Raw genomic sequence first — 21,319 nt, 5'->3', positions numbered from 1 at the left:
CTGTGACCCCCGCATTATGAGTGCGATGCTCTAACCAACTGAGCTACATAGCCGTTTGTTGTCAACCACGCTGTGGAAGAGAACAGAATAATGGCTGGGGTACTAGGATTCGAACCTAGGGATGGCGAGATCAAAACCCGCTGCCTTACCGCTTGGCGATACCCCAACAGCAATGCCTGACAGAGACTATCAAACATCTTTTAAAAATGGCTGGGGCACTAGGATTCGAACCTAGGTATGGCGAGATCAAAACCCGCTGCCTTACCGCTTGGCGATGCCCCAACAGCGATGCCTGATAGAGTCTATCAAACATCTTTTAACAGTGGCCGGGATACCAGGATTTGAACCTGGGCACACTGACGAGTTCAACACCCATCACTGCTTCCCTTGACCTGTCACCGACATCTGAATGCCGATAACTGAAATAATGGCTGGGGTACTAGGATTCGAACCTAGGGATGGCGAGATCAAAACCCGCTGCCTTACCGCTTGGCGATACCCCAACTAGAGATGGTGGCTATGACGGGATTCGAACCTGTGACCCCCGCATTATGAGTGCGATGCTCTAACCAACTGAGCTACATAGCCAACCTTGCTTCCAGTGCCTCGTTGCCTCGTCACTGTGCGGGCCGAATTATGCGTATCTGGCTCTGGGGCGTCAACCCTTTTTTTGTTTGAAAAACCGAATTTGGGTGCGTTTGGCGAGTTATTGGTCGCTGTCGTGCAAAAGCCCAACAATCTGGTTTTTTTTACGACATTTGCCAGCAGATACGAGCCTTGGCCAGTTAAAAAAGAGGCCAGCAAATGCTGGCCTCTCATGGGATTAGACGTTGAACAGGAAGTTCATGATATCGCCATCTTTGACGATGTACTCTTTCCCTTCGGCGCGCATCTTGCCCGCTTCCTTGGCACCTTGCTCACCCTTGTAGGTGATAAAGTCTTCGAAGGCGATGGTTTGGGCACGAATAAAGCCTTTTTCGAAGTCGGTGTGGATCTTGCCGGCCGCCTGCGGAGCGGTAGCGCCGACCGGGATGGTCCAGGCACGCACCTCTTTCACACCGGCGGTGAAGTAGGTCTGCAGCTTGAGCAGCTCGTAACCGGAGCGGATCACCCGGTTCAGGCCCGGCTCTTCGATACCAAGGTCAGCCATGAATTCGGCGCGGTCGGCATCGTCCAGCTCGGCGATGTCAGCCTCGATGGCGCAGCAGACGACCACCACAACCGCGTTCTCGGCGGCGGCGATTTCGCGCACCTTGTCGAGGTAGGGGTTGTTCTCGAAGCCATCTTCCGCCACGTTGGCGATGTACATGGTGGGTTTCAGGGTCAGGAAGTTGAGGTGGCTGACGGCGGCCAGCTCATCCTTGTCCAGCTTCATGCCGCGGATCATCTGGCCGTTTTCCAGCGCCACCTTGATCTTCTCCAGCACTTCCACTTCCAGCTTGGCATCCTTGTCGCCGCCCTTGGCGCGCTTGGACTGGCGGTTGATGGCGCGCTCGCAGGCATCCAGGTCGGAGAGGGCCAGTTCGGTGTTGATCACCTCAATGTCGTCGGCCGGGGAGACCTTGCCGGCGACGTGGACGATGTTCTCGTCGTCAAAGCAGCGCACCACGTGACCGATGGCTTCGGTTTCACGGATGTTGGCCAGGAACTGGTTGCCCAGACCTTCACCCTTGGAGGCACCGGCCACCAGGCCGGCGATGTCCACGAATTCCATGGTGGTCGGCACAACGCGCTGCGGCTTGATGATGGCCGCCAGCTGATCGAGGCGGGGATCCGGCATCGGTACCACGCCGGTGTTCGGCTCGATGGTGCAGAACGGGAAGTTGGCGGCTTCGATGCCGGCCTTGGTCAGCGCGTTGAACAGGGTGGATTTACCTACATTGGGCAGGCCCACGATACCGCATTTAAAACCCATGGATTGTTACCTTACTTGATGGATGCTGTTGAGGGCCGCAGAACCTGTCCACGCTCTTGCTGCGAGGCTGTGATCAAGGCTCATGTGCTGCTCGCTTATGTGAAACCAAGAGCGCTCACGTATGACTATACGCTCCGGTTCCTGCGCTGCGCTTTACCTTGCTGACAACCTCTCGTTACAGAGCATGAACAGGTTCTTGGGCGACCCTGTCATATTGTTCGACCCTGACGCGTGTCAGGCATCTGTATTCAGACTTTCTCGGCCTTGAAGCTGTGTAAACGATTCATAGCCTTGGTCATGTCCTGCTTGAACAGAATGTCGGTGGCGCGCAGGGACTCGTCCAGTGCGGCGTCGATCAGGCTCTGTTCGCTGCTGGGGGCCTTGGTCAGCACGAAACCAGCGACCAGCTCCTTGGCGCCCGGGTGACCTATCCCCAGCCGCAGCCGGAAGAAATTATTGTTGTTGCCCATCCTGGCAATGATGTCCTTGAGGCCGTTGTGGCCACCGTGGCCGCCGCCCTGCTTGAATTTAGCGATGCCGGGGGGCAGGTCCAGCTCATCGTGGGCCACCAGCATGGCTTCCGGCTCGATCTGGTAGAAGCGGGCCAGCGCGGCTACCGCCTTGCCGGAGAGGTTCATGTAGGTGTTCGGGATGAGCAGGCGCACATCCTGGCCATCCACCTGGATGCGGGCGGTGTGGCCGAAGAACTTGGGCTCTTCGCGCAGGCTGACGTTGTGCCAGCGTGCCAGTTGCTCCACATACCAGGCCCCGGCGTTGTGGCGGGTCTTGGCATATTCCGGGCCGGGATTGCCCAGACCCACGATCAGTTTGATTTGGCTTGTCACGCTTGATTTCTTCACTCGCTGCTTGCAATGGGCCGACTGCCCAGGGCAATGGGACGCAATATTCTAGCCGCCGACTGGCGATCACTCAACCAAAGTTCGGCCAGCTCCGGGGAAAAGCGGGAGAACCGGCGGCCAACGGCAGCAAAACGGGCCCCAGCGTGGGGCCCGTGGAGTGGCTTGCCGGTGGCAGAGTCGACTTACTGGGCGGCCCGCACCAGGGTGACCGTCTCTTCCGCCAGCGCCGTCAGGGTCGGGCGTTGTTCACGCACATACTGCACGAAGGAGGCGGCGTCGGTGCCGCAATCCATGCCGCTTGCCTTGCAGTCAAGCTGATGGCCGGCGGCATAGCGGGCGCTCAGCTGATCGCCGCTCTGCTCCACCCGCTCGACCGGGAACGCCGTCAACTTGCCATCCTGCCAGGCGAGATCCTGGCGCTCGGCGTGCTGTGCCTGGGCGCGGGCCAGCGCCTGCCAGCCATCGTTGCCGTTGGCGCTGTAGGCGTTCATCACCACCCGGTAGCGCGTCGCATCCACCAGATCCTGCCACTGGCCGTCAGCGTCCTGCCACTGCAGCAGGGTCAGAGTACCGCGCTTGCCCGGCGTGGTCTCGGTGAAGGTGTAACGCAGGTGACCACCGTAGGGGAACTTGCCGGCGTGGGCGCTGGCGGGCAGGGTGGCGGTGATGGTCTCGGTCAAGAGGGCGCGCACCTCGGCGCCGGTCAGGGTGAGCACCGAAAGCTGGTTCTTGAATGGCAGCAGGGTGAGCGCCGCATCCCCTTCGCGCAGCTCGCCGGCCGGCAGATCGGCGCGTACGCCGCCCACCGCCAGCAGGGCGAAGTGGACCGGGCCGCCGGTCAGCGCCTGCACCGCCGGGGTATTGGCCCAGTAGTACTGACCCTCGGCCACCAGCGGGGCGACGTCGGAGCCATGGCTGTCGCTGCCGTTGTCGCCGGGGCGACGGGCATTTTGCAGGGCGGCCGGCAGGGTGGCGATGACGGGGCCGAAGGCCTGCTCAAGGGCGGGCTTGTAGTGGCTGTCGATGATGCCGCGCAGGCGGGGATCCTCATCCACGGTCACCAGGTTGGGCTGGGTGTCGATGAACTTGGCTGCCTGTTTGCTGCGGGCTTCGTCCAGTGCCTGCTTGCGAGCGGGATCGGCGAAGAACTCGCGGCTGGCCAGCAGCTGGTTCTGGCCCTTGCAGGCGATGACCCGGCCCTGGGCATCGAAGCTCACCTGAGCCAGTCCGATGGCCTGGGCATAGGAGCCGGCCTGCACCACGCAGGTCATGCCAACCCCGTCCGGGTTGGTGACAAGCGCCGCGTACTCGCCGGTGTTGCCCCAGCCGATGTTGCGAAAATCGCCGAGCAGGCTGTGGGAGTGCCCACCGACGATGGCGTCGATGCCGTTCACCTTGGCCGCCAGCGCCAGATCCCGCTGGTTGCCGATGTGGGTGAGCGCCACGATCTGGTTGATGCCGTGCTGGCGCAGCAGGTCCACCGTCGCCTGGGCGGAGGTGATTTCGTTGCCAAAGCGCAGCTTGCCGACGTTGGGGGAGATGTTGGCCATGTCCTCCAGCACCAGCCCCATCACGGCGACCAGCTGTTTGCCCTGGGGCAGGTTGTTGAGATCGCTGACCGGGCTCTTCTGGTTGCCGTCGAAGGCGTAGATGACGAACGGCTTGAGATTGGCGGCGTGGCGCAGATCCGGATCGTCGCGGGTATCCAGGTTGGCGGCCAGCACCGGGAAGTTGACCCCCTGGATGAAGCGGGCGAGCTTCTGGTTGTCGAGATCGAACTCGTGGTTGCCAAGGGCCATGGCATCGAGGCCGAACTGGCTCAGCAGCTCGGCGTTGGCCATCCCCTCGTTGAGCTTGAAGTAGCCGCTGCCCTGCCAGGCATCGCCGCCGTGCAGCAGCAGGATCGGCTGGTTCTTGGCCAGCGCATCGGCCTGGAAGGATTTCGCCATGGTAAGCAGGCGCGGATAGCCGCCGAAGCGGGTGTAGAGGGTGTCGGTCTCTCCCTGCTTGCCAAAGATGGGCCCCTTCAGCTCGGCGTTGACCGGGTCAAACTGGGAGTGAGTGTCGTTCATGTGAGCCAGGGTCAGCACGAAGGGCTGGCCTTCATTGCCGGGCTGACAGGCGAACAGGAAGCTGCAGAAGGCAAGGAGCAGCAGCGGGCGCAAGCGATTCATGGAACAATCCTTAACCTGCGACGGGGCAGGGCGGTACCGGGTGTAACTGGGACTAAAAAGACAAAAACCGCCAGCTGGCGGTTTTTGTCACAACAGGGTCTATCAATGCTCAAACATGGCAGAGATGGACTCTTCGTTGCTGATGCGGCGAATGGCTTCGGCCAGCACGGAAGAGAGCGTCAGCTGCTTGACCTTGTCGACCGCCTTCATCTCCGCGGTGAGCGGGATGGAGTCGGTGATGATCAGTTCGTCGATCACGGAGTTCTTGATGTTCTCCACGGCGGAACCGGAGAAGACCGGGTGAGTGGCGTAGGCGAATACACGCTTGGCGCCACGCTCCTTGAGGGCTTCTGCGGCTTTGCACAGGGTGCCGCCGGTGTCGATCATATCGTCGACGATGATGCAGTCGCGGCCGGCCACGTCACCGATCAGGTGCATGACCTGGGAGACGTTCGGGCGGGGACGACGCTTGTCGATGATGGCGATGTCGGTATCGTCCAGCAGCTTGGCGATGGCACGGGCACGTACCACGCCGCCGATGTCCGGCGACACGACCACGGGGGATTCGAGGTTCTTGGACTTCATGTCTTCCAGCAGCACCGGGCTGCCGAACACGTTGTCGACCGGGACGTCGAAGAAGCCCTGGATTTGTTCGGCATGCAGGTCAACGGTCAGCACGCGATCCACACCGACGCTGGAGAGGAAGTCGGCGACGACCTTGGCGGTGATGGGAACACGGGCGGAGCGGACGCGGCGGTCCTGACGGGCATAACCAAAGTAGGGGATAACGGCAGTAATACGGCCAGCTGAAGCACGACGCAGAGCATCCACCATCACGATCAATTCCATCAAATTGTCGTTGGTCGGGGCACAGGTGGATTGAATGATGAAGATATCGCCACCACGTACATTCTCGTTGATCTGTACGCTGATCTCGCCGTCGCTAAAGCGACCTACGGCAGCATTGCCGAGTTTGATAAACAGGCGATCTGCGATCTTCTGGGCTAGTTCCGGCGTTGCGTTACCAGCAAACAGCTTCATGTCAGGCACGGTTTGAAACCTCGGGGTTGCATCCAGTATGTGGGGAGTCTTATTCAGACCCTTATCGTTTTGGGGCAAACGATTTATCAAGTTGACGGGTCAGACCACTATAGGCTGCTTTCAGGCCAGGTGCCCACGTTGCATGCGGCAAGTCGGTTGAGCGTCGTGCTGGTCGACGCCCCGTCATCCATGATGACCAGTGACCTCCCGACAACGAGAGGGTAACGATGGGTGCTGCAACCGGCGAGGGGGAGTGTGCACTCCCGGCAAGACTGCTGCGGCAGGTGAATCGATATACCCTGTTCGATGTTCAGGAGATGGCTGGGGTACTAGGATTCGAACCTAGGAATGGCGAGATCAAAACCCGCTGCCTTACCGCTTGGCGATACCCCAATCACTGACTTGTTGCAATGCAGCGAAGAGTGGTGATATGTTCTCGCCCTTGGCGACAAACCCATCCCATCCTTTCGGCACTTTTGCCAACACTTCCCGAGCAGCCACTTCGTCTTCAAACTGAGCAAAGACGCAGGCTCCTGTGCCCGTCATTCTTGACGGCGCGTATTCTAGCAACCAGCCGAGCGCATTGGCAACCTCGGGGTGGCGCTTTTTCACCAGCAATTCGCAATCGTTTTTCCACTCCCCTTCCAGCAGATTGTGCAATGCCATTTTCGGGGTATCTCTGGGCAGGTCCGGATCCTGGAACACGGCGGCGGTCGCCACATGGCAATCGGGCTTGAGCACCAGATACCAGGCACTCGGCAGCTCGACCGGCTGCAGCCGTTCACCGACCCCCTCGGCAAAGGCGGCCTTGCCGCGCACGAACACCGGCACGTCGGCGCCCAGCTGCACGCCGAGCTCGGCCAGCTCGTCTTCACTCAAACCGACCTGCCACAAATGGTTGAGGGCGACCAGGGCAGTGGCGGCGTCCGACGAGCCGCCACCGATGCCGCCACCCATGGGCAGCACCTTCTCCAGCCGGATATGGGCCCCCTGCGGGCTTGGCAGCCTGGCCTGCAGCAGGCGGGCGGCGCGGATGATCAGGTTCTGCTCGTCGGGCACGCCGGGAATGGCCGGGCTCAGGGTGAGCAAGTCGGTATCGGTGAGCGGCTCGAACTCGAGCCAGTCGCCGTGGTTGAGGAAGATGAACAGGGTCTGCAGCTCGTGGTAGCCGTCCGGGCGACGGCCGTTGACGTGCAAAAAGAGATTCAGTTTGGCCGGAGCCGGCCAGCGCATGGCGCTCATGGGGGAGTCCTTGTCGATGGCCGCCATCAGCGGGTTATGGTCCACTGGTTGATCTGCAGCTTGAGGCGACTGCCCTGGCCGGTCATGGTGAGCAGGTGCGGCAGGCGGTAGCCGTCCTGATCCCGGTAGTCGCCATAGACGATCTGCCACTGACCGTCCCGCACGCTGGCCAGACTGCGGTCGGGGTTGAGCTCGAATTCGGCCTGACCCGGCAGGCCCTTGATCCACTCCGGCAGCCCGGCCACCGGAATGTTCCAGCCGGTGAGCTGATAGATGAGCGCCTCGGCATCCTGGCTCTGGTGCGGGTTGCCCTCGTTGTCGATCAGGGTGATCTCGCCCTTGTTGCGGGAGAGCTCGAGGATGTGAGTGCCGATCAGACTGGTGAGGTTGAGGCGGTAGTCGTCGCCATCCTGCTGCCAGTTGACCCGGGCGCTGCCCTTCTGCTGGGCGGTGATGATGGCCATCTTGCCCGACAGCTGCCAGTGGTTGAGCTGCTCGAGGCGGGTACGTTCCTGCTGCCAGTTGACCTGATCACGCTGGGGTTGGGTAGTGGCGCAACCGGCCAGCAACAGCAGGCAGCCAAGGGTGAAAAGACGCAACAACAAGGTCATGCTCCGGAAAAGGTGATTTGCCACAGTATACGGGGCGGCCGTATCGCTTTTAAAGACTTACCCTTTCTCGTACAATTGGCAGCCTTTACTCCCAGCGCACAGATACGATCCACGCCCACTCATGAGTTTGCTTGCCCTCGGAATCAACCACAACACCGCCAGTGTCGCCTTGCGGGAGCGGGTCGCCTTCGGCCCGGACTGCATCGATCGCGCCTTGCGTGAGCTGGTCGCCCAACCCGGTGTGAGCGAGGCGGTGATCGTCTCGACCTGCAACCGCACCGAGCTTTACTGCAGCCTGGCGCAGGGGCAGGGCGAGCAGGTGTTGCAGTGGCTGCAGCGTTTCCACGGTCTGGATGCGGCCGAGGTGGTCTCCGCCATCTACCAGCATCAGGACGAGGAGGCGGTCCGTCACCTGATGCGGGTGGCCTGCGGGCTCGACTCCCTGGTGCTGGGAGAGCCGCAGATCCTGGGGCAGATCAAGCAATCCTACGCCCATGCCCAGCAGTCCGAGGCGGTGAAGGGATCGCTGGAGCGTTTGTTCCAGAAATCCTTCTCGGTGGCCAAGCGGGTGCGTACCGATACCGAGATTGGCGCCAGCGCCGTGTCGGTGGCCTTTGCTGCGGTGAGCCTGGGGCGGCGGATCTTCTCCGATCTCTCCCAGACCAAGGTGCTGCTGGTCGGTGCCGGCGAGACCATCGAACTGGTGGCCCGCCACCTGCGCGAGCAGAACGTCACCCAGATGATGGTGGCCAACCGCACCCTGCAGCGGGCCCAGCTGCTGGCCGAGGAGTTCGGCGCCCAGGTGATGACGCTCGAAGAGATCCCGGACTACCTGCACGAGGCGGACATCGTCATCAGCTCCACTGCTAGCCCGCTGCCCATCATCGGCAAGGGCATGGTGGAGCGCGCGCTCAAGGCCCGCCGCTTCAAGCCCATGTTCCTGGTGGACATCGCCGTGCCCCGCGACATCGAGGCTGAGGTGGACGAGCTCTCGGACGCCTATCTCTACACGGTGGACGACCTGCAGGGCATCATCGAGCAGAATCTCGAGACCCGCAAACGGGCCGCCGCCGAGGCCGAGCTCATCGTGCAGGAAGAGCGCGACGACTTCATGGGCTGGTATCGCAGCCAGCACTCGGTGGATCTCATCCGCGATTACCGCCACCAGTCCCAACAGGTGGCCGACGAAGAGCTGCAGCGCGCCCTGCTGGCCCTGCAGCAGGGCGAGAATGCCGAGCAGGCGCTCAAGGCGCTGGCCCACCGCCTCACCAACAAGTTGATCCACGCACCGACCCAGGCCCTGCGCCATGCCGCGGCCCAGGGGGATCACCACCAGCTGGCCCAGTTGCGCCAGGTGCTGGGGTTGTCACAAGAGTCATAGTTTTGGGGCGACCAGCCGGTCGTCCCGTCCTCCATCGAGAACACAAGATTTATGAACCCGTCACTGATCAGAAAGCTGGAAGGCCTCATCGAGCGCCACGAAGAAGTACAGGCCATGCTCGGCGAGCCGGACGTGGCCGCGGATCAGGATCGCTATCGCGCCCTGACCCGGGAATATGCCCAGCTGGAAGATATCGTTCACGCTTTCCAGCAATTCCGCCAGGCCGAAGAGAACCTGGACGCCACCCGCCAGATGCTGGAAGAGGATGATGCCGACCTGCGCGAGATGGCGCAGGAGGAGCTGCCGCTGGCCAAGGCGACCTTCGAGGAGCAGGAGCAGGCGCTGCAGGTGATGCTGCTGCCGCGCGACCCCAAGGATGACAACAACTGCTATCTGGAGATCCGCGCCGGTGCCGGTGGTGACGAGGCGGCGATCTTTGCGGGCGATCTGTTTCGCATGTATTCGCGCTACGCCGAGCGTCAGGGCTGGCGGGTTTCCATCGTCAGCTGCAACGACGGCGAGCACGGCGGCTACAAGGAGGTGATCGCCAAGGTGGAGGGCGAGCACGTCTACGGTCGCCTCAAGTTTGAATCCGGTGGTCACCGGGTGCAGCGGGTGCCGGAAACCGAATCCCAGGGCCGGGTGCACACCTCCGCCTGCACCGTCGCCGTGCTGCCGGAAGTGCCGGAAGCCGAGCAGATCGAGATCAACCCCTCGGAGCTGAAGATCGACACCTTCCGCGCTTCCGGAGCGGGCGGTCAGCACGTCAACAAGACCGACTCCGCCATCCGCATTACCCACCTGCCCACCGGCCTGGTGGTGGAGTGCCAGGATGAGCGCTCCCAGCACAAGAACCGCGCCAAGGCGATGTCGGTGCTCTCCGCCCGCCTGCAGGCGGCCGAGGATGAGCGCCACCGCGCCGCCGAGCAGAGCACCCGCCGCAACCTGGTGGGGTCGGGAGATCGCTCCGAGCGCATCCGCACCTACAACTACCCGCAGGGGCGCCTCTCCGAGCACCGCATCAACCTCACCCTCTATCGCCTCGGCGAGATCATGGAAGGGGACCTGGACTGCGTCATCAGCCCGATGATCCAGGAGTACCAGGCCGATCAGCTCGCCTCCCTGGCCGAGAGCAACTGATGCAGATCCAGCAGGCTCGCGCCCACATCATGGCGACCCTGGCAGGGGGGGAATCCCCCCGTGCCGATGCCGATGCGCTGCTCTGCCATCTGCTGGAGTGCCGGCGCAGCTATCTGATGACCTGGCCGGAGCGCGAGCTCGATGCCGCCCAGCAGGTGACTCTGCAGGGCTGGCTCGAACGCCGTCTTGAGGGCGAACCTATCGCCCACCTGATCGGTGAGCGGGAGTTCTGGTCGCTGCCGCTCAAGGTGAGCCCGGCGACCCTGATCCCGCGCCCCGACACCGAGGTGCTGGTCGAGCAGGCGCTGGCACGGCTGCCCGCAGGCCCCTGCGCCGTGCTGGATCTGGGCACCGGCACCGGCGCCATTGCACTGGCGCTCAAGTCGGAGCGACCCGATGCCGATGTATGGGCGGTGGACAGGATGCCGGCCGCGGCAGCCCTGGCCCGTGCCAACAGTGCCGCCCTTGGTCTGCCCATCGAGGTGCGCGACGGCAGCTGGTTTGAGCCGCTGGCCGTGCCCTCGTCAAGCAAGGCGCCGCGCTTTGCCATGATCGTCTCCAACCCGCCCTACATCGACGGGGCGGATCCGCACCTCGATGAGGGGGATGTGCGCTTCGAACCCCGCTCCGCCCTGGTGGCGGATGAGCAGGGGCTGGCGGATATCCGGCTGCTCGTGGCGGGCGCGCCGGCCCATCTGCTGCCGGGCGGCTGGCTGTTGCTGGAGCATGGCTGGCAACAGGGGGAGGCGGTGCGTCAACTCCTGCTGCAACAGGGCTACCTTCAGGTGGAAACCGTGCGCGATTACGGCGATAACGAGCGGGTGACCCTGGGGCGGCTGGCTCAGTGATGATGACGGGCAGGCCGGGCCTGCCTTTGTTCAAGGACACGTTATGTATTTTGCTATCAAACATCTGCACCTGCTGCTGATAGGCTTGGCGGTGCTGATGTTCATGTTGCGCTTCTATTGGCTGCAGACCGGCTCGAGCCGCGCCGCCAGCGCCCGTACCCTCAGATTGAGCGGCTGGCTCAACGGCCTGGTGGTGCTCTCCGGCGTGCTGCTGTGCATGGTGCTGGATCTCAACCCGCTCAACAACGCCACCCCCTGGCTCAGCGAAAAGCTGACCGCCATCCTGGTGGTGGCCTTTCTGGCCATGATGGCAATGCGCCTGGCCCGCAGTAACGGCATCCGCTGGTTTGCGTTTCTGGGAGCCCTCGGCTGGGTCTTCTTCATCGCCAAGCTGGCCGTCTACAAGCAGGCCAGCCTGTTCGGTTAAGGATGATGACGATGATACGCGTAGACGAATGGACCGATTTCGAAGCCCATGACATCGCCGAGCTGGCGCTGTCGGTGAGCGACGAGATCCATGGCATCAGCGGCCGCGGGACGGCGGAGCTGGCCCGGCTCGACGCCTGGCTGGACGAGGCCATCGAGGAAGGGGATTGCGACCAGGTGCGCCGCCAGCTGTTGCAGGGCTTCTATCAGACCTTAGGGTTTCATGGCGACTGGCAGGACTACTTCTCGGTGGCCAACTGCGATCTGGCCCAGGTTCTGGCCCGCAAGCAGGGCATTCCGGTCAGCCTTGGCATCCTCATCATTCAGCTGGGGCGCAAGCTCGGGCTGGATGTGGAGGGGATCTGCTTCCCCGGCCACTTCCTGGTGAGCTTTGCCGGCAGTGAGGGAGAGGTCTATGTGGACCCCTTTACCGGCGACGAACTGAGCCTGCATCATATCGAGCTGCTGCTGCGCGGGGCCCTCGGCAACCTGGCCACCCTCAGCTCGGATCACCTGCAGCCTGCCGGCCAGTGGGAGATCATCGAGCGGCTGCTCAACGTCAGCAAGGGCGCCCTGCTGCGGGAGGACCGGATGACCGAGGCGCTGCGCTGCAGCGAACTGCTGCTGCGGATGAAGCCCGGCGACCCGCTGGAGACGCGGGATCGCGGCTTCATCTACGAGCAGCTCGACTGCCCGCGCTTTGCCGCCGACGATTTTGAATACTTTATTGAACAGTGCCCGGACGATCCGGTGGCCGACGTGCTCAAGGCCCAGCTGGCCGCGCTGGATCTGAGCCCCAAGCCCCTCCACTGAGGGGCGGGTAACGGCCCCGCTGCATGGCGAGGCCCTGGCCGAATGAAGAGTCCCATGCCGTTGCATGCAAGGCCTGGGAGATGCAACTGACGAGTATCGAGGTCGCGCTGCCCTGGGCAGCGCGGCCGGATGTGGATTCAAGCCCTGCAAGCCCTTTTACCTAAGGAAGCCTGAGATGGAACAGAAGAATATCAAGGTCAATGGCATCGACGTCGCCAACGACAAACCGTTCGTGTTGTTCGGCGGCATGAACGTGCTGGAATCGCGCGACATGGCGATGGCGGTGTGCGAGAAGTACGTGGAAGTGACCTCCAAGCTGGGTATCCCGTTCGTGTTCAAGGCGAGCTGGGACAAGGCCAACCGCTCCTCCATCCACTCCTATCGCGGTCCGGGTCTGGAAGAGGGGATGAAGATCTTCCAGGAGCTGAAAGCGACCTTCGGCATGCCGGTCATCTCCGATCTGCACGAGCCCCATCAGGCCAAGCCGGTGGCCGAGGTGGTCGACGTCATCCAGCTGCCCGCCTTCCTGGCGCGCCAGACCGATCTGGTGGAGGCCATGGCCCGCACCGGCAACGTCATCAACATCAAGAAGCCGCAGTTCCTGAGCCCAAGCCAGATGAAGAACATCACCGACAAGTTCGAGGAGTGCGGCAACGACCGTCTGATCCTGTGTGAACGCGGTGCCAACTTCGGTTATGACAACCTGGTGGTGGACATGCTGGGGCTGGGGGTGATGAAGAAGAGCACCGGCGGCTACCCGGTCATCTTCGACGTGACCCACTCCCTGCAGTGCCGCGATCCCATGGGCGCTGCCTCCGGTGGTCGCCGTGAGCAGGTGACCGAGCTGGCCCGTGCCGGCATGGCGGTCGGTCTGGCCGGTCTGTTCATTGAATCTCACCCGGACCCCAAGATTGCCCGTTGCGACGGCCCGAGCGCGCTGCCGCTGGAGAAGCTGGAAGGCTTCCTCAAGCAGATGAAGGCCATCGACGATCTCATCAAGGGTTTCGAGCCGCTCGATACTTCCATCTAAGTCCGGCTTTGCTTGCCCAATAAAAATGCCCCGCACTGCGGGGCATTTTTGTTTGCGGTCTGTTTTTATTTCTTTGGCCAGTATAAATCAATCACAGAATAAATACAGTCAGGTTTCCGTGGTGTTAATGTTGTTAAATCTGTTGTGTGATTGATGTCTATTAATTGCTTTTTTTAACATGGGAAAGTAGCCCCTGTTGTGATGAGGGAACGGCACGAACCGGGCGAAATAACACTATTTCGTCACGGATTGCTGCATGCGTATTTCTGCCATGACACATCTCATTAAATTGACAGGACGTTAAGAATGCAGAAAAAAATAGTCAGCAGCCTGTATTTTCAGGTGTTGTTAGCGATCACCCTCGGGGTCATTCTGGGACATATATATCCCGACCTCGGTGCGGACATGAAACCGCTTGGGGATGGTTTCGTTAAATTAATCAAAATGATCATCGCCCCGGTTATATTCTGTACGGTGGTGACCGGTATTGCCGGCATGGAGAGCATGAAAGCGGTGGGTAAAACCGGTGCCATCGCGCTGCTCTATTTTGAAGTGGTCAGCACCATCGCCCTCATCATCGGGCTGTGCGTGGTCAATCTGCTGCAACCGGGGGCGGGCATGAACGTCGACCCCGCCACGCTGGACGCCAGCGCCATCTCCGCCTACGCCGAGCAGGCCAAGGCTCAGGGCATCATCCCCTTCCTGCTGGACGTGATCCCGGGCAGCGTGATCGGCGCCTTCGCCAGCGGCAATATTCTGCAGGTGCTGCTATTTGCGGTGTTGTTCGGCTTCTCCCTGCACCATATCGGCGAGAAGGGCAAAGTGATATTCAATGTCATCGACAGCTTCTCCCAGGTTATTTTCGGGATCATCAACATGATCATGCGGCTGGCGCCGGTTGGGGCATTTGGCGCGATGGCCTTTACCATCGGAAAATATGGTATCGGCTCGCTGGTTCAGCTCGGACAATTAATTGCCTGCTTCTATATGACCTGCCTGCTGTTTATTTTCCTGGTGCTGGGCAGTATTGCCAGAGCGAATGGCTTCAGCATCCTGCGCTTTATTTCCTATATCCGGGAAGAGCTGCTGATCGTGCTGGGGACTTCCTCTTCTGAATCCGTATTGCCGCGCATGCTGGTGAAGATGGAGGCGCTCGGCTGCAAGAAGTCGGTGGTGGGGCTGGTGATCCCGACCGGTTACTCCTTCAACTTGGACGGCACCTCCATCTATCTGACCATGGCGGCCATCTTCATCGCCCAGGCCACCAACACCCCGCTCGATCTGTTCCAGCAGATCACCCTGCTGGTGGTGCTGCTCATCTCCTCGAAGGGGGCCGCCGGGGTGACCGGCAGTGGCTTCATCGTGCTGGCGGCCACCATCTCGGCGGTGGGCCACCTGCCGCTGGCCGGGCTGGCGCTGATCCTCGGCATCGATCGCTTCATGTCGGAGGCCCGCGCCCTGACCAACCTCATCGGCAACGGGGTGGCCACCCTGGTGGTGGCCCGTTACTGCGATCAGCTCGATGAGCAGCAGATGCATGAGGCGCTGAGCAACCCGCCGCAAGCCGTCAAGCTGGATCAGCATTGAGCCGCCGATGCCCGCCTGTCGAGCAAGGACCGCCAACGCGGGTGGAATTCAAGCCATAAAAAAACGGCCCGTTTGGGCCGTTTTTCATGATACCGGTTGCTGCAGAGCGACTTACAGGCTCTGGGTGAAGGTACGGGTCACCACGTCACGCTGCTGTTCCGGGGTCAGTGCGTTGAAGCGCACGGCGTAGCCGGAGACACGGATGGTCAGCTGCGGGTACTTTTCCGGGTTGGCGATGGCGTCTTCCAGGGTCTCGCGACGCAGGACGTTGACGTTCAGGTGCTGGCCACCTTCGACGGCAGGCTCGGCTTGTACCGGCAGTTCACGGTATTCGAACTGGCCCAGGTCAGAGACGCTGACTTCCTGATCGGCGGCGAAGGTGTCGCCTTTGGCGCAGATGCAACGAGCCTGTTGCTTCTCTTCGTCCAGCAGCCAGAACGAGTTCAGCAGAGCGGCGTTGGCAGACTGGGTGATTTGGATGCCCTTGATCATGGTATGACTCCTCATAGGAAAGCGGATTCAACTGTAAGGAAATTACCCTGATGTATTTAAACCACCGGGATGATTTAAAGGGCCCTTGCCTTACACCTTTACTTTGTTGGGTCATATATACCACGATGGTAATATTACGAAAATTGATCTAAATCAAAAAATGCGCGGTTTGCGCGAGGTTGAAGGGATTAAATTATTGAGATTAATCAAAAAGAGGTCATTTTTCTGATTATGTAAGATGCCTGAATTATGCATCTTCTGTTAATTAAATCTAGTAATTTAACTACATGTTTTAAGGTTTGTGTTATGCATGAGCCGATCTCATCTCCTCTGTGGGGGCATCGGGGCCAAACCTGCGGTGAAGGTGGCGGGGACAGGCTTGCCCCCTCTGCTGCTCACACATCTATATAAGGTTGCCTTGGCATAAGGCTGTCTTAGCCGAGCCGCCGATTGCCACGATCAAGGTGACCCCGCTGCCCGCAGTGGCAGGGAGAGCTGGGTGAGCGGGAGGTTGTCATACCGTTGCCATTCGGGGGCGAGGGGGCTCGGAAGAGGGTGCCAAGGTTGCGTCCCGGGGGCTGGCCCCCTATCCTGAGCCCCTTGCCGCATTAATGAGGGCATGGTGATGCCAGCACTGGCCCAGCACCATGTCCTGCCGCATTTAGCGAGGATGGCGGCGTGCTGGCTCGCATGGCCCGGCATGGACCAAGCTGCATGCCGCAAAACCCGCCGTATTCATCGAGGATGGTGGCGCGCCGACCCGCATCAGACGGTGTGACCCTGCACGGGGTAACAGGGCGTCCATCCGGACAGATTCAATGAGGAGATTGGGGTGCAGACCTGGACTGATGTAATTGGCTCCGAGAAGGAGCAGGACTATTTCAAGGCGACCCTGGCGACTGTCAGGAGTGAGCGGGAGGCGGGCAAGGTGATCTATCCGCCGGCGACCGACGTGTTCAATGCCTTCAAGCTGACCGAGCTGGATCAGGTCAAGGTGGTGATCCTGGGCCAGGACCCGTATCACGGCCCCAATCAGGCACACGGCCTCTGCTTCTCGGTGTTGCCCGGGGTGCGCACGCCCCCCTCGCTGGTCAACATCTATAAGGAGATGCAGCGGGATCTGCCGGGTTTTGTCACACCCAGTCACGGCTTTCTGGAGTCCTGGGCCAGACAGGGAGTGCTGCTGCTCAATACCGTGCTGACGGTCCAGGCGGGCCAGGCCCACTCCCATGCCCATCTGGGCTGGGAGACCTTCACTGACCGGGTCATCGAGCAGATCAATGCCAGCTGTCAGGGGGTGGTCTTCCTGCTGTGGGGCGCCCATGCCCAGAAGAAGGGTCGCTTCATCGACAGGCAGCGTCATCACGTGCTGAGCGCGCCGCATCCCAGCCCGCTTTCTGCTCATCGCGGCTTCATCGGCTGCGGCCACTTCTCCGAAACCAACCGGCTGCTGAGCCAGCAGGGGATGAGCCCCATCAACTGGCACTCGGTCTGCGAGTAAGGGGCCCGATGGCTGGCGAGCGGGGGCATGAACAGGGGGGCGGCATTGTGCGTTACCCGCTGTTTTGTCTGCAGATGACTTGATTGAGTGCAAAGTTGGCGCGATAAATGACCGTATACTCGAAACAGGATCGTCTCATTTCAGCGCAAGGAGTGCCCATGCTAGCCAGTCTGCACAAGGACCATCTCAACATCGCCAGGTTGCTGGATCTGCTCAAACACAAGCTCGCCGCCATTCGCGATGAACAGCGGGTCAGCTATTTCCTGATCCGCGATGTGGTGGATTACCTGAGGGAGGTGTCGGACAAGTATCACCATCCGAAGGAAGACATCATTTATGACTACTACCTCAAGTACCGGGTAGTGGAGGGGGACGTCGCCAACCGGCTGCAGGCCGAGCATGCCAAGTTGCTGGAAGCCGGCGCCGAACTCAAGGAGATGGTGGAGATGATCCTGATGGATGCGGTGATCCCGCTCGATCAGTTTACCGCCAAGCTGGAGCAGTTCGTGGCGCTGCAGGAGGCGCACATGAACTACGAGGAGGGGGTCATCTTCCCCCATCTGCGCGACTCGCTGACCGAGGATGACTGGCGTCACCTCGAACAGATCTGGCAGAACCGCGCCATCGGGGATCCGCTGTTCGGGCCCGAGATCAGCCAGCATTTTCAGGCACTGGCCAAGCGCCTGTCGCTGCCGCTCTCTTCCTGAGGGGTGACACGCCCTTAAAAAACAAGGCCCCGGTTAACCGGGGCCTTGTTTTTACAGTTCGATCTCGTCTGAGAGACCTTCGTAGGCGATGTCGATGGATTGCAGCTCCTTCTGCAGGCGGTGCTTGTCTTTCAACGCCTCAATCTCACGCCATTTACGTTTCTTTCCCGTTGTCCCGCGGCTACGTGAACCGAGCTCAACTACATCGTCATATTCGAAGTTGAACATTTCCATGGCTCCCTCCTTGGTTATTCTCGTTTTCACCATCCGTATAACATAACGGCATTGAAAATAAAACGTTTTCGTGACGAACACATGACAAGGGTCCGGCGCCCATAAAAAAACCGGGTTCCCTTGCGGGAACCCGGTTTTCATTGGCTCATGACGGCTCTCATCAGAGGCGGCTGGCCAGCATGGTTTCCAGCTTGCCCTGGTCGATGGCAAACATGCGGATGCCTTCGCCCAGCTTCTCGTGGGCCATGGCGTCCTGGTTCAGTTCCCAGCGGAATTCGGCTTCGGTCATTGGAGCCGGTTTGGCTTTGCGCTCGCCGGTGTAGTTCAGCTTGCGTACCACGGCGCCTTCGGTCTTGCTCAGCTCTTCCAGCAGAGCCGGGCCAATGGTCAGACGGTCGCAGCCGGCCAGTTCCAGGATCTCGCCGGTGTTGCGGAAGCTGGCGCCCATGACCACGGTCGGGTAGTCGTGCTGCTTGTAGTAGTCGTAGATGGAGGTGACGGAAACCACGCCCGGATCTTCGCTGGCGGTGTAGTCACGGTTGTGCTTGGCCTTGTACCAGTCGAGGATGCGGCCGACGAACGGGGAGATCAGGAAGGCGCCGGCTTCGGCACAGGCACGGGCCTGGGCGAAGGAGAACAGCAGGGTCAGGTTGCACTGGATGCCCTCTTTCTCCAGCACCTCGGCGGCACGGATGCCTTCCCAGGTGGAGGCCAGCTTGATCAGGATGCGATCATTGCTGATACCGGCTTCGTTGTAGAGACGGATCAGTTTGCGGGCCTTGGCGATGCTGGCCTGGGTATCGAAGGAGAGACGGGCATCCACTTCGGTGGAGATGCGACCCGGGACGATTTTCAGCACTTCCAGGCCGATGTTGACTGCCAGCTTGTCGCCCGCGTCGATGATTTGCTGTGCCTTGTCCTGGCTCTGGGCTTTGGCCCAGTTGATGGCGTCTTCGATCAGCGCCGCGTATTCGGGGATCTCGGATGCCTTCAACACCAGAGAGGGGTTGGTGGTGGCATCGATGGGCTGGTAGCGCTTGATGGCTTCGATATCACCGGTGTCGGCGACAACTGTGGTCAGGGCTTTCAGCTGGGTTAATTTATCGGCCATGGCAAATATCATCTCTTTGTGAGGGCGCACTCTCCTGCGGAGGGTGCTGGCTCGGGGGTGGCGGGCGTGAGACGACAGTTCTGAAATAAAATTACAAAATCCCGGCGACTCAGGCTCAGAAAAGCGCGATGGGTGTGCCCCATCGTCATTGCCTGCCTAATTAATACGGATGTGGCTCATCCTGCAATAGGGGGGGCTGTATGCTTATCAGCCACTCCCTGGCCGCAGTGGGAAAGAGTGGCTAAAAGTATTTGATAAAAAACGACTTTTATCCTTTTTGCCGGAGTGGATTTAGCGGCCGCCAAAAACAACTTTTTTGGTTGATTATCGGTTTTGTGGCATCGATCACACAAATTGTCCGATCAGCCTCTTGAAATTTTATTACGTGTAAAACGTTTGGCGAAACAAAGGGATTTTGGCTGCCCGGATGGATAAACGCTTGCGTAATGGTTTGCCCCCTTCTCTGCTTGCTCTACCTCTATGTAGATAATTGCCAAAAAGTGCTCTTTTGGGTCTAATTTGTCGGCTGATTGATTGGATTCTCAGTTTTGTTGAAATTTTGCGAGTTAAATGAAGCTTTAATGCACTGGATCGCTCGTTTTTTGTTTCCGCAGTGATCCCGATCACTATTCTGAACTCCCTCGCTATGCTAGATTCCGCCCCTTTAGTGAACCGCAAATTCAGAAACAGACAGCAAGGGGTCAGCGCAGACTGACCATGGATGTGATAACAACGAGAGAAATATGGACACCTTGATCGCAATGATTAACGACCTGATGTGGGGAGCCGTGCTCATCTACCTGCTCATCGGCGTCGGCATCTTCTTCACCTTCCGCCTGGGTTTTATCCAGATCCGCCACTTCGGCCACATGTTCTCCGTCTTGCGCAACAGCCGCAAATCAGACAACGCCGGCATCTCCTCCTTCCAGGCCCTCTGTACCAGTCTTGCCGCCCGCGTGGGTACCGGCAATCTGGCCGGGGTGGCGGTGGCCATCTATCTGGGTGGCCCGGGTGCCATCTTCTGGATGTGGCTGATCGCTTTCATCGGCATGGCGACCGCCTTCGTCGAGAGCACCCTGGCCCAGCTCTACAAGGTCAAGGATGAGGACGGCAACTACCGTGGCGGCCCTGCCTACTACATGGAGAAGGGGCTCGGCATGCGCTGGATGGGGGTGCTGTTCTCGCTCTGTCTGATCCTGGCGTTCGGTCTGGTGTTCAACGCGGTACAAGCCAACTCCATCAGTCTGGCGATGAACGTGGCCTTCGGCATCCCCGACTGGGTCAGTGGTCTGGCACTGGTGGTGCTCTCCGGTCTCATCATCTTCGGCGGCATTCGTGGCATCGCCCGCTTCGCCGAGCTGGTCGTGCCCTTCATGGCGCTGGCCTACATCCTGATGGCGCTGTTCGTGGTGGCCATGAACATCAGCGAGCTGCCGGGGGTATTCAGCCTCATCATCAAGTCCGCCTTCGGTCTAGAGCAGGCCGGCTCCGGTGCGCTGGGCTATGCCATCTCCCAGGCGATGATCAATGGCATCAAGCGTGGTCTCTTCTCCAACGAAGCCGGTATGGGCTCCGCTCCCAACGCCGCTGCGACCGCAACCCCCTATCCGCCGCACCCGGCCTCCCAGGGTTATGTACAGATGCTGGGGGTGTTCCTCGACACCATCGTCATCTGTACCTGTACCGCCGCCATCATCCTGATGTCCGGCCAGTTTGAACCGGGCTCCGGCATCACCGGGGTGGAACTGACCCAGCGGGCGCTCTCCTCCCAGATCGGTGGCGGTGGCAACATCTTCATCGCGGCGGCCATCTTCTTCTTCGCCTTCACCTCCATCGTAGCGAACTACTCCTACGCCGAGACCAATCTGGTGTTCCTCGAGCACAACCACAAGGGCGGCCTGATGCTGTTCCGGATGTTCGTGCTGGGCATGGTGATGTTCGGCTCGGTGGGCGAATTGCCGACCGTGTGGGCCATGGCGGACGTCTCCATGGGGCTGATGGCCATCGTCAACCTGGTGGCGATTCTGCTGCTCTCCGGGGTGGCCATCAAGCTGGCGCGGGACTACAACGACCAGCTCAAGTTGGGCAAGGTGCCCACCTTCGATGCCAACAAGTACCCCGAGATCCGCAGCCAGCTGGAAGAGGGGATCTGGGACAATCCGGCGCAAAACAGCAAGCAGGCATAAGCCTCGCAGTCGCCGTTGTC

General features: G+C 60.5%; 19 protein-coding genes and 5 tRNA genes. 10 read left to right on the top strand and 14 right to left on the bottom strand.

Annotation, left to right across the window (positions count from 1 at the left end; genetic code table 11):
- Positions 1-91: 91 nt before the first annotated feature.
- The 11 genes from QLG02_RS02325 to lolB form a co-directional block, all read right to left on the bottom strand.
- Positions 92-166, bottom strand: a tRNA-Gln gene (locus tag QLG02_RS02325).
- Between the two features lie 41 nt (positions 167-207).
- Positions 208-282 (bottom strand) — tRNA-Gln (locus QLG02_RS02320).
- A 146-nt stretch (positions 283-428) separates the two neighbouring features.
- Positions 429-503, bottom strand: a tRNA-Gln gene (locus tag QLG02_RS02315).
- A gap of 8 nt (positions 504-511) precedes the next feature.
- Positions 512-588, bottom strand: a tRNA-Met gene (locus QLG02_RS02310).
- A 235-nt stretch (positions 589-823) separates the two neighbouring features.
- Positions 824-1,915, bottom strand: a complete 1,092-nt coding sequence (gene ychF, locus QLG02_RS02305; RefSeq protein WP_282464403.1) for a redox-regulated ATPase YchF — start codon at positions 1,913-1,915, stop codon at positions 824-826.
- A 248-nt stretch (positions 1,916-2,163) separates the two neighbouring features.
- Positions 2,164-2,760 carry an aminoacyl-tRNA hydrolase gene (pth, locus tag QLG02_RS02300; protein WP_005298460.1) on the bottom strand — a complete coding sequence of 199 codons (597 nt, stop codon included), beginning with the start codon at positions 2,758-2,760 and terminating at the stop codon, positions 2,164-2,166.
- Positions 2,761-2,957: 197 nt separating this feature from the next.
- A complete protein-coding gene (locus QLG02_RS02295; protein WP_282464402.1) occupies positions 2,958-4,949 on the bottom strand; it encodes a bifunctional metallophosphatase/5'-nucleotidase in 1,992 nt (663 codons plus the stop codon).
- Positions 4,950-5,051: 102 nt separating this feature from the next.
- Positions 5,052-5,999 (bottom strand): ribose-phosphate pyrophosphokinase, encoded by a 948-nt coding sequence (locus QLG02_RS02290; protein WP_005298464.1) that lies wholly within the window; start codon positions 5,997-5,999, stop codon positions 5,052-5,054.
- Between the two features lie 309 nt (positions 6,000-6,308).
- Positions 6,309-6,383, bottom strand: a tRNA-Gln gene (locus tag QLG02_RS02285).
- Positions 6,363-7,232 carry a 4-(cytidine 5'-diphospho)-2-C-methyl-D-erythritol kinase gene (gene ispE / locus QLG02_RS02280; protein ID WP_282464411.1) on the bottom strand — a complete coding sequence of 290 codons (870 nt, stop codon included), beginning with the start codon at positions 7,230-7,232 and terminating at the stop codon, positions 6,363-6,365. Before ispE ends, QLG02_RS02285 begins: the two co-directional genes overlap by 21 nt.
- A gap of 26 nt (positions 7,233-7,258) precedes the next feature.
- Positions 7,259-7,843, bottom strand: a complete 585-nt coding sequence (lolB, locus tag QLG02_RS02275) for a lipoprotein insertase outer membrane protein LolB (protein WP_282464401.1) — start codon at positions 7,841-7,843, stop codon at positions 7,259-7,261.
- 121 nt (positions 7,844-7,964) lie between these two features.
- On the opposite strand from lolB, the gene hemA reads away from it, so the two are divergent.
- The 7 genes from hemA to QLG02_RS02240 all read left to right on the top strand — a co-directional run bounded on the left by hemA (position 7,965) and on the right by QLG02_RS02240 (position 15,068).
- Complete coding sequence (gene hemA, locus QLG02_RS02270; RefSeq protein ID WP_016351604.1) at positions 7,965-9,224, top strand: glutamyl-tRNA reductase; 1,260 nt, start codon at positions 7,965-7,967, stop codon at positions 9,222-9,224.
- Positions 9,225-9,275: 51 nt separating this feature from the next.
- Positions 9,276-10,364, top strand: coding sequence for a peptide chain release factor 1 (prfA, locus tag QLG02_RS02265; protein ID WP_011706935.1), 1,089 nt, complete (start codon positions 9,276-9,278; stop codon positions 10,362-10,364).
- Complete coding sequence (gene prmC / locus QLG02_RS02260) at positions 10,364-11,212, top strand: peptide chain release factor N(5)-glutamine methyltransferase (RefSeq protein WP_282464400.1); 849 nt, start codon at positions 10,364-10,366, stop codon at positions 11,210-11,212. The genes prfA and prmC overlap by 1 nt, the downstream gene beginning before the upstream one ends.
- 43 nt (positions 11,213-11,255) lie before the next feature.
- The gene (locus tag QLG02_RS02255; RefSeq protein WP_244089720.1) at positions 11,256-11,639 is read left to right on the top strand and encodes a SirB2 family protein; all 384 of its coding nucleotides are present in this window, start codon (positions 11,256-11,258) and stop codon (positions 11,637-11,639) included.
- Between the two features lie 11 nt (positions 11,640-11,650).
- Positions 11,651-12,451, top strand: a complete 801-nt coding sequence (locus QLG02_RS02250; protein ID WP_010633228.1) for a tetratricopeptide repeat protein — start codon at positions 11,651-11,653, stop codon at positions 12,449-12,451.
- A gap of 175 nt (positions 12,452-12,626) precedes the next feature.
- Positions 12,627-13,481 carry a 3-deoxy-8-phosphooctulonate synthase gene (gene kdsA, locus QLG02_RS02245; protein ID WP_011706931.1) on the top strand — a complete coding sequence of 285 codons (855 nt, stop codon included), beginning with the start codon at positions 12,627-12,629 and terminating at the stop codon, positions 13,479-13,481.
- A 306-nt stretch (positions 13,482-13,787) separates the two neighbouring features.
- Positions 13,788-15,068, top strand: coding sequence for a dicarboxylate/amino acid:cation symporter (locus QLG02_RS02240; protein ID WP_029299389.1), 1,281 nt, complete (start codon positions 13,788-13,790; stop codon positions 15,066-15,068).
- A gap of 111 nt (positions 15,069-15,179) precedes the next feature.
- Here the strand turns inward: QLG02_RS02240 and grcA are convergent, their stop codons facing one another.
- Entirely contained in the window at positions 15,180-15,560 is a 381-nt protein-coding gene (grcA, locus tag QLG02_RS02235; RefSeq protein ID WP_011706929.1) for an autonomous glycyl radical cofactor GrcA, read from the bottom strand.
- Between the two features lie 832 nt (positions 15,561-16,392).
- Here grcA and ung point away from each other — a divergent pair.
- On the top strand, positions 16,393-17,061 hold the full coding sequence (gene ung / locus QLG02_RS02230; RefSeq protein WP_016351600.1) for a uracil-DNA glycosylase: 669 nt from the start codon (positions 16,393-16,395) through the stop codon (positions 17,059-17,061).
- A 158-nt stretch (positions 17,062-17,219) separates the two neighbouring features.
- Positions 17,220-17,768, top strand: coding sequence for a hemerythrin domain-containing protein (locus QLG02_RS02225; RefSeq protein ID WP_011706927.1), 549 nt, complete (start codon positions 17,220-17,222; stop codon positions 17,766-17,768).
- Positions 17,769-17,819: 51 nt separating this feature from the next.
- Here the strand turns inward: QLG02_RS02225 and QLG02_RS02220 are convergent, their stop codons facing one another.
- Together QLG02_RS02220 and tal are read right to left on the bottom strand one after the other, a co-directional pair.
- A complete protein-coding gene (locus QLG02_RS02220) occupies positions 17,820-18,002 on the bottom strand; it encodes a DUF3545 family protein (RefSeq protein WP_016351599.1) in 183 nt (60 codons plus the stop codon).
- Positions 18,003-18,162: 160 nt separating this feature from the next.
- Positions 18,163-19,113, bottom strand: coding sequence for a transaldolase (tal, locus tag QLG02_RS02215; protein WP_016351598.1), 951 nt, complete (start codon positions 19,111-19,113; stop codon positions 18,163-18,165).
- Positions 19,114-19,856: 743 nt separating this feature from the next.
- On the opposite strand from tal, the gene QLG02_RS02210 reads away from it, so the two are divergent.
- Entirely contained in the window at positions 19,857-21,299 is a 1,443-nt protein-coding gene (locus QLG02_RS02210; RefSeq protein WP_011706925.1) for a sodium:alanine symporter family protein, read from the top strand.
- Positions 21,300-21,319: the final 20 nt, after the last annotated feature.

This window comes from Aeromonas sp. V90_14, assembly GCF_029967615.1.
Classification (GTDB): Bacteria; Pseudomonadota; Gammaproteobacteria; order Enterobacterales; family Aeromonadaceae; genus Aeromonas; species Aeromonas hydrophila.
Note: the sequence above shows the minus strand (reverse complement) of the source record. Positions and strands in the feature narration are given on the sequence as shown.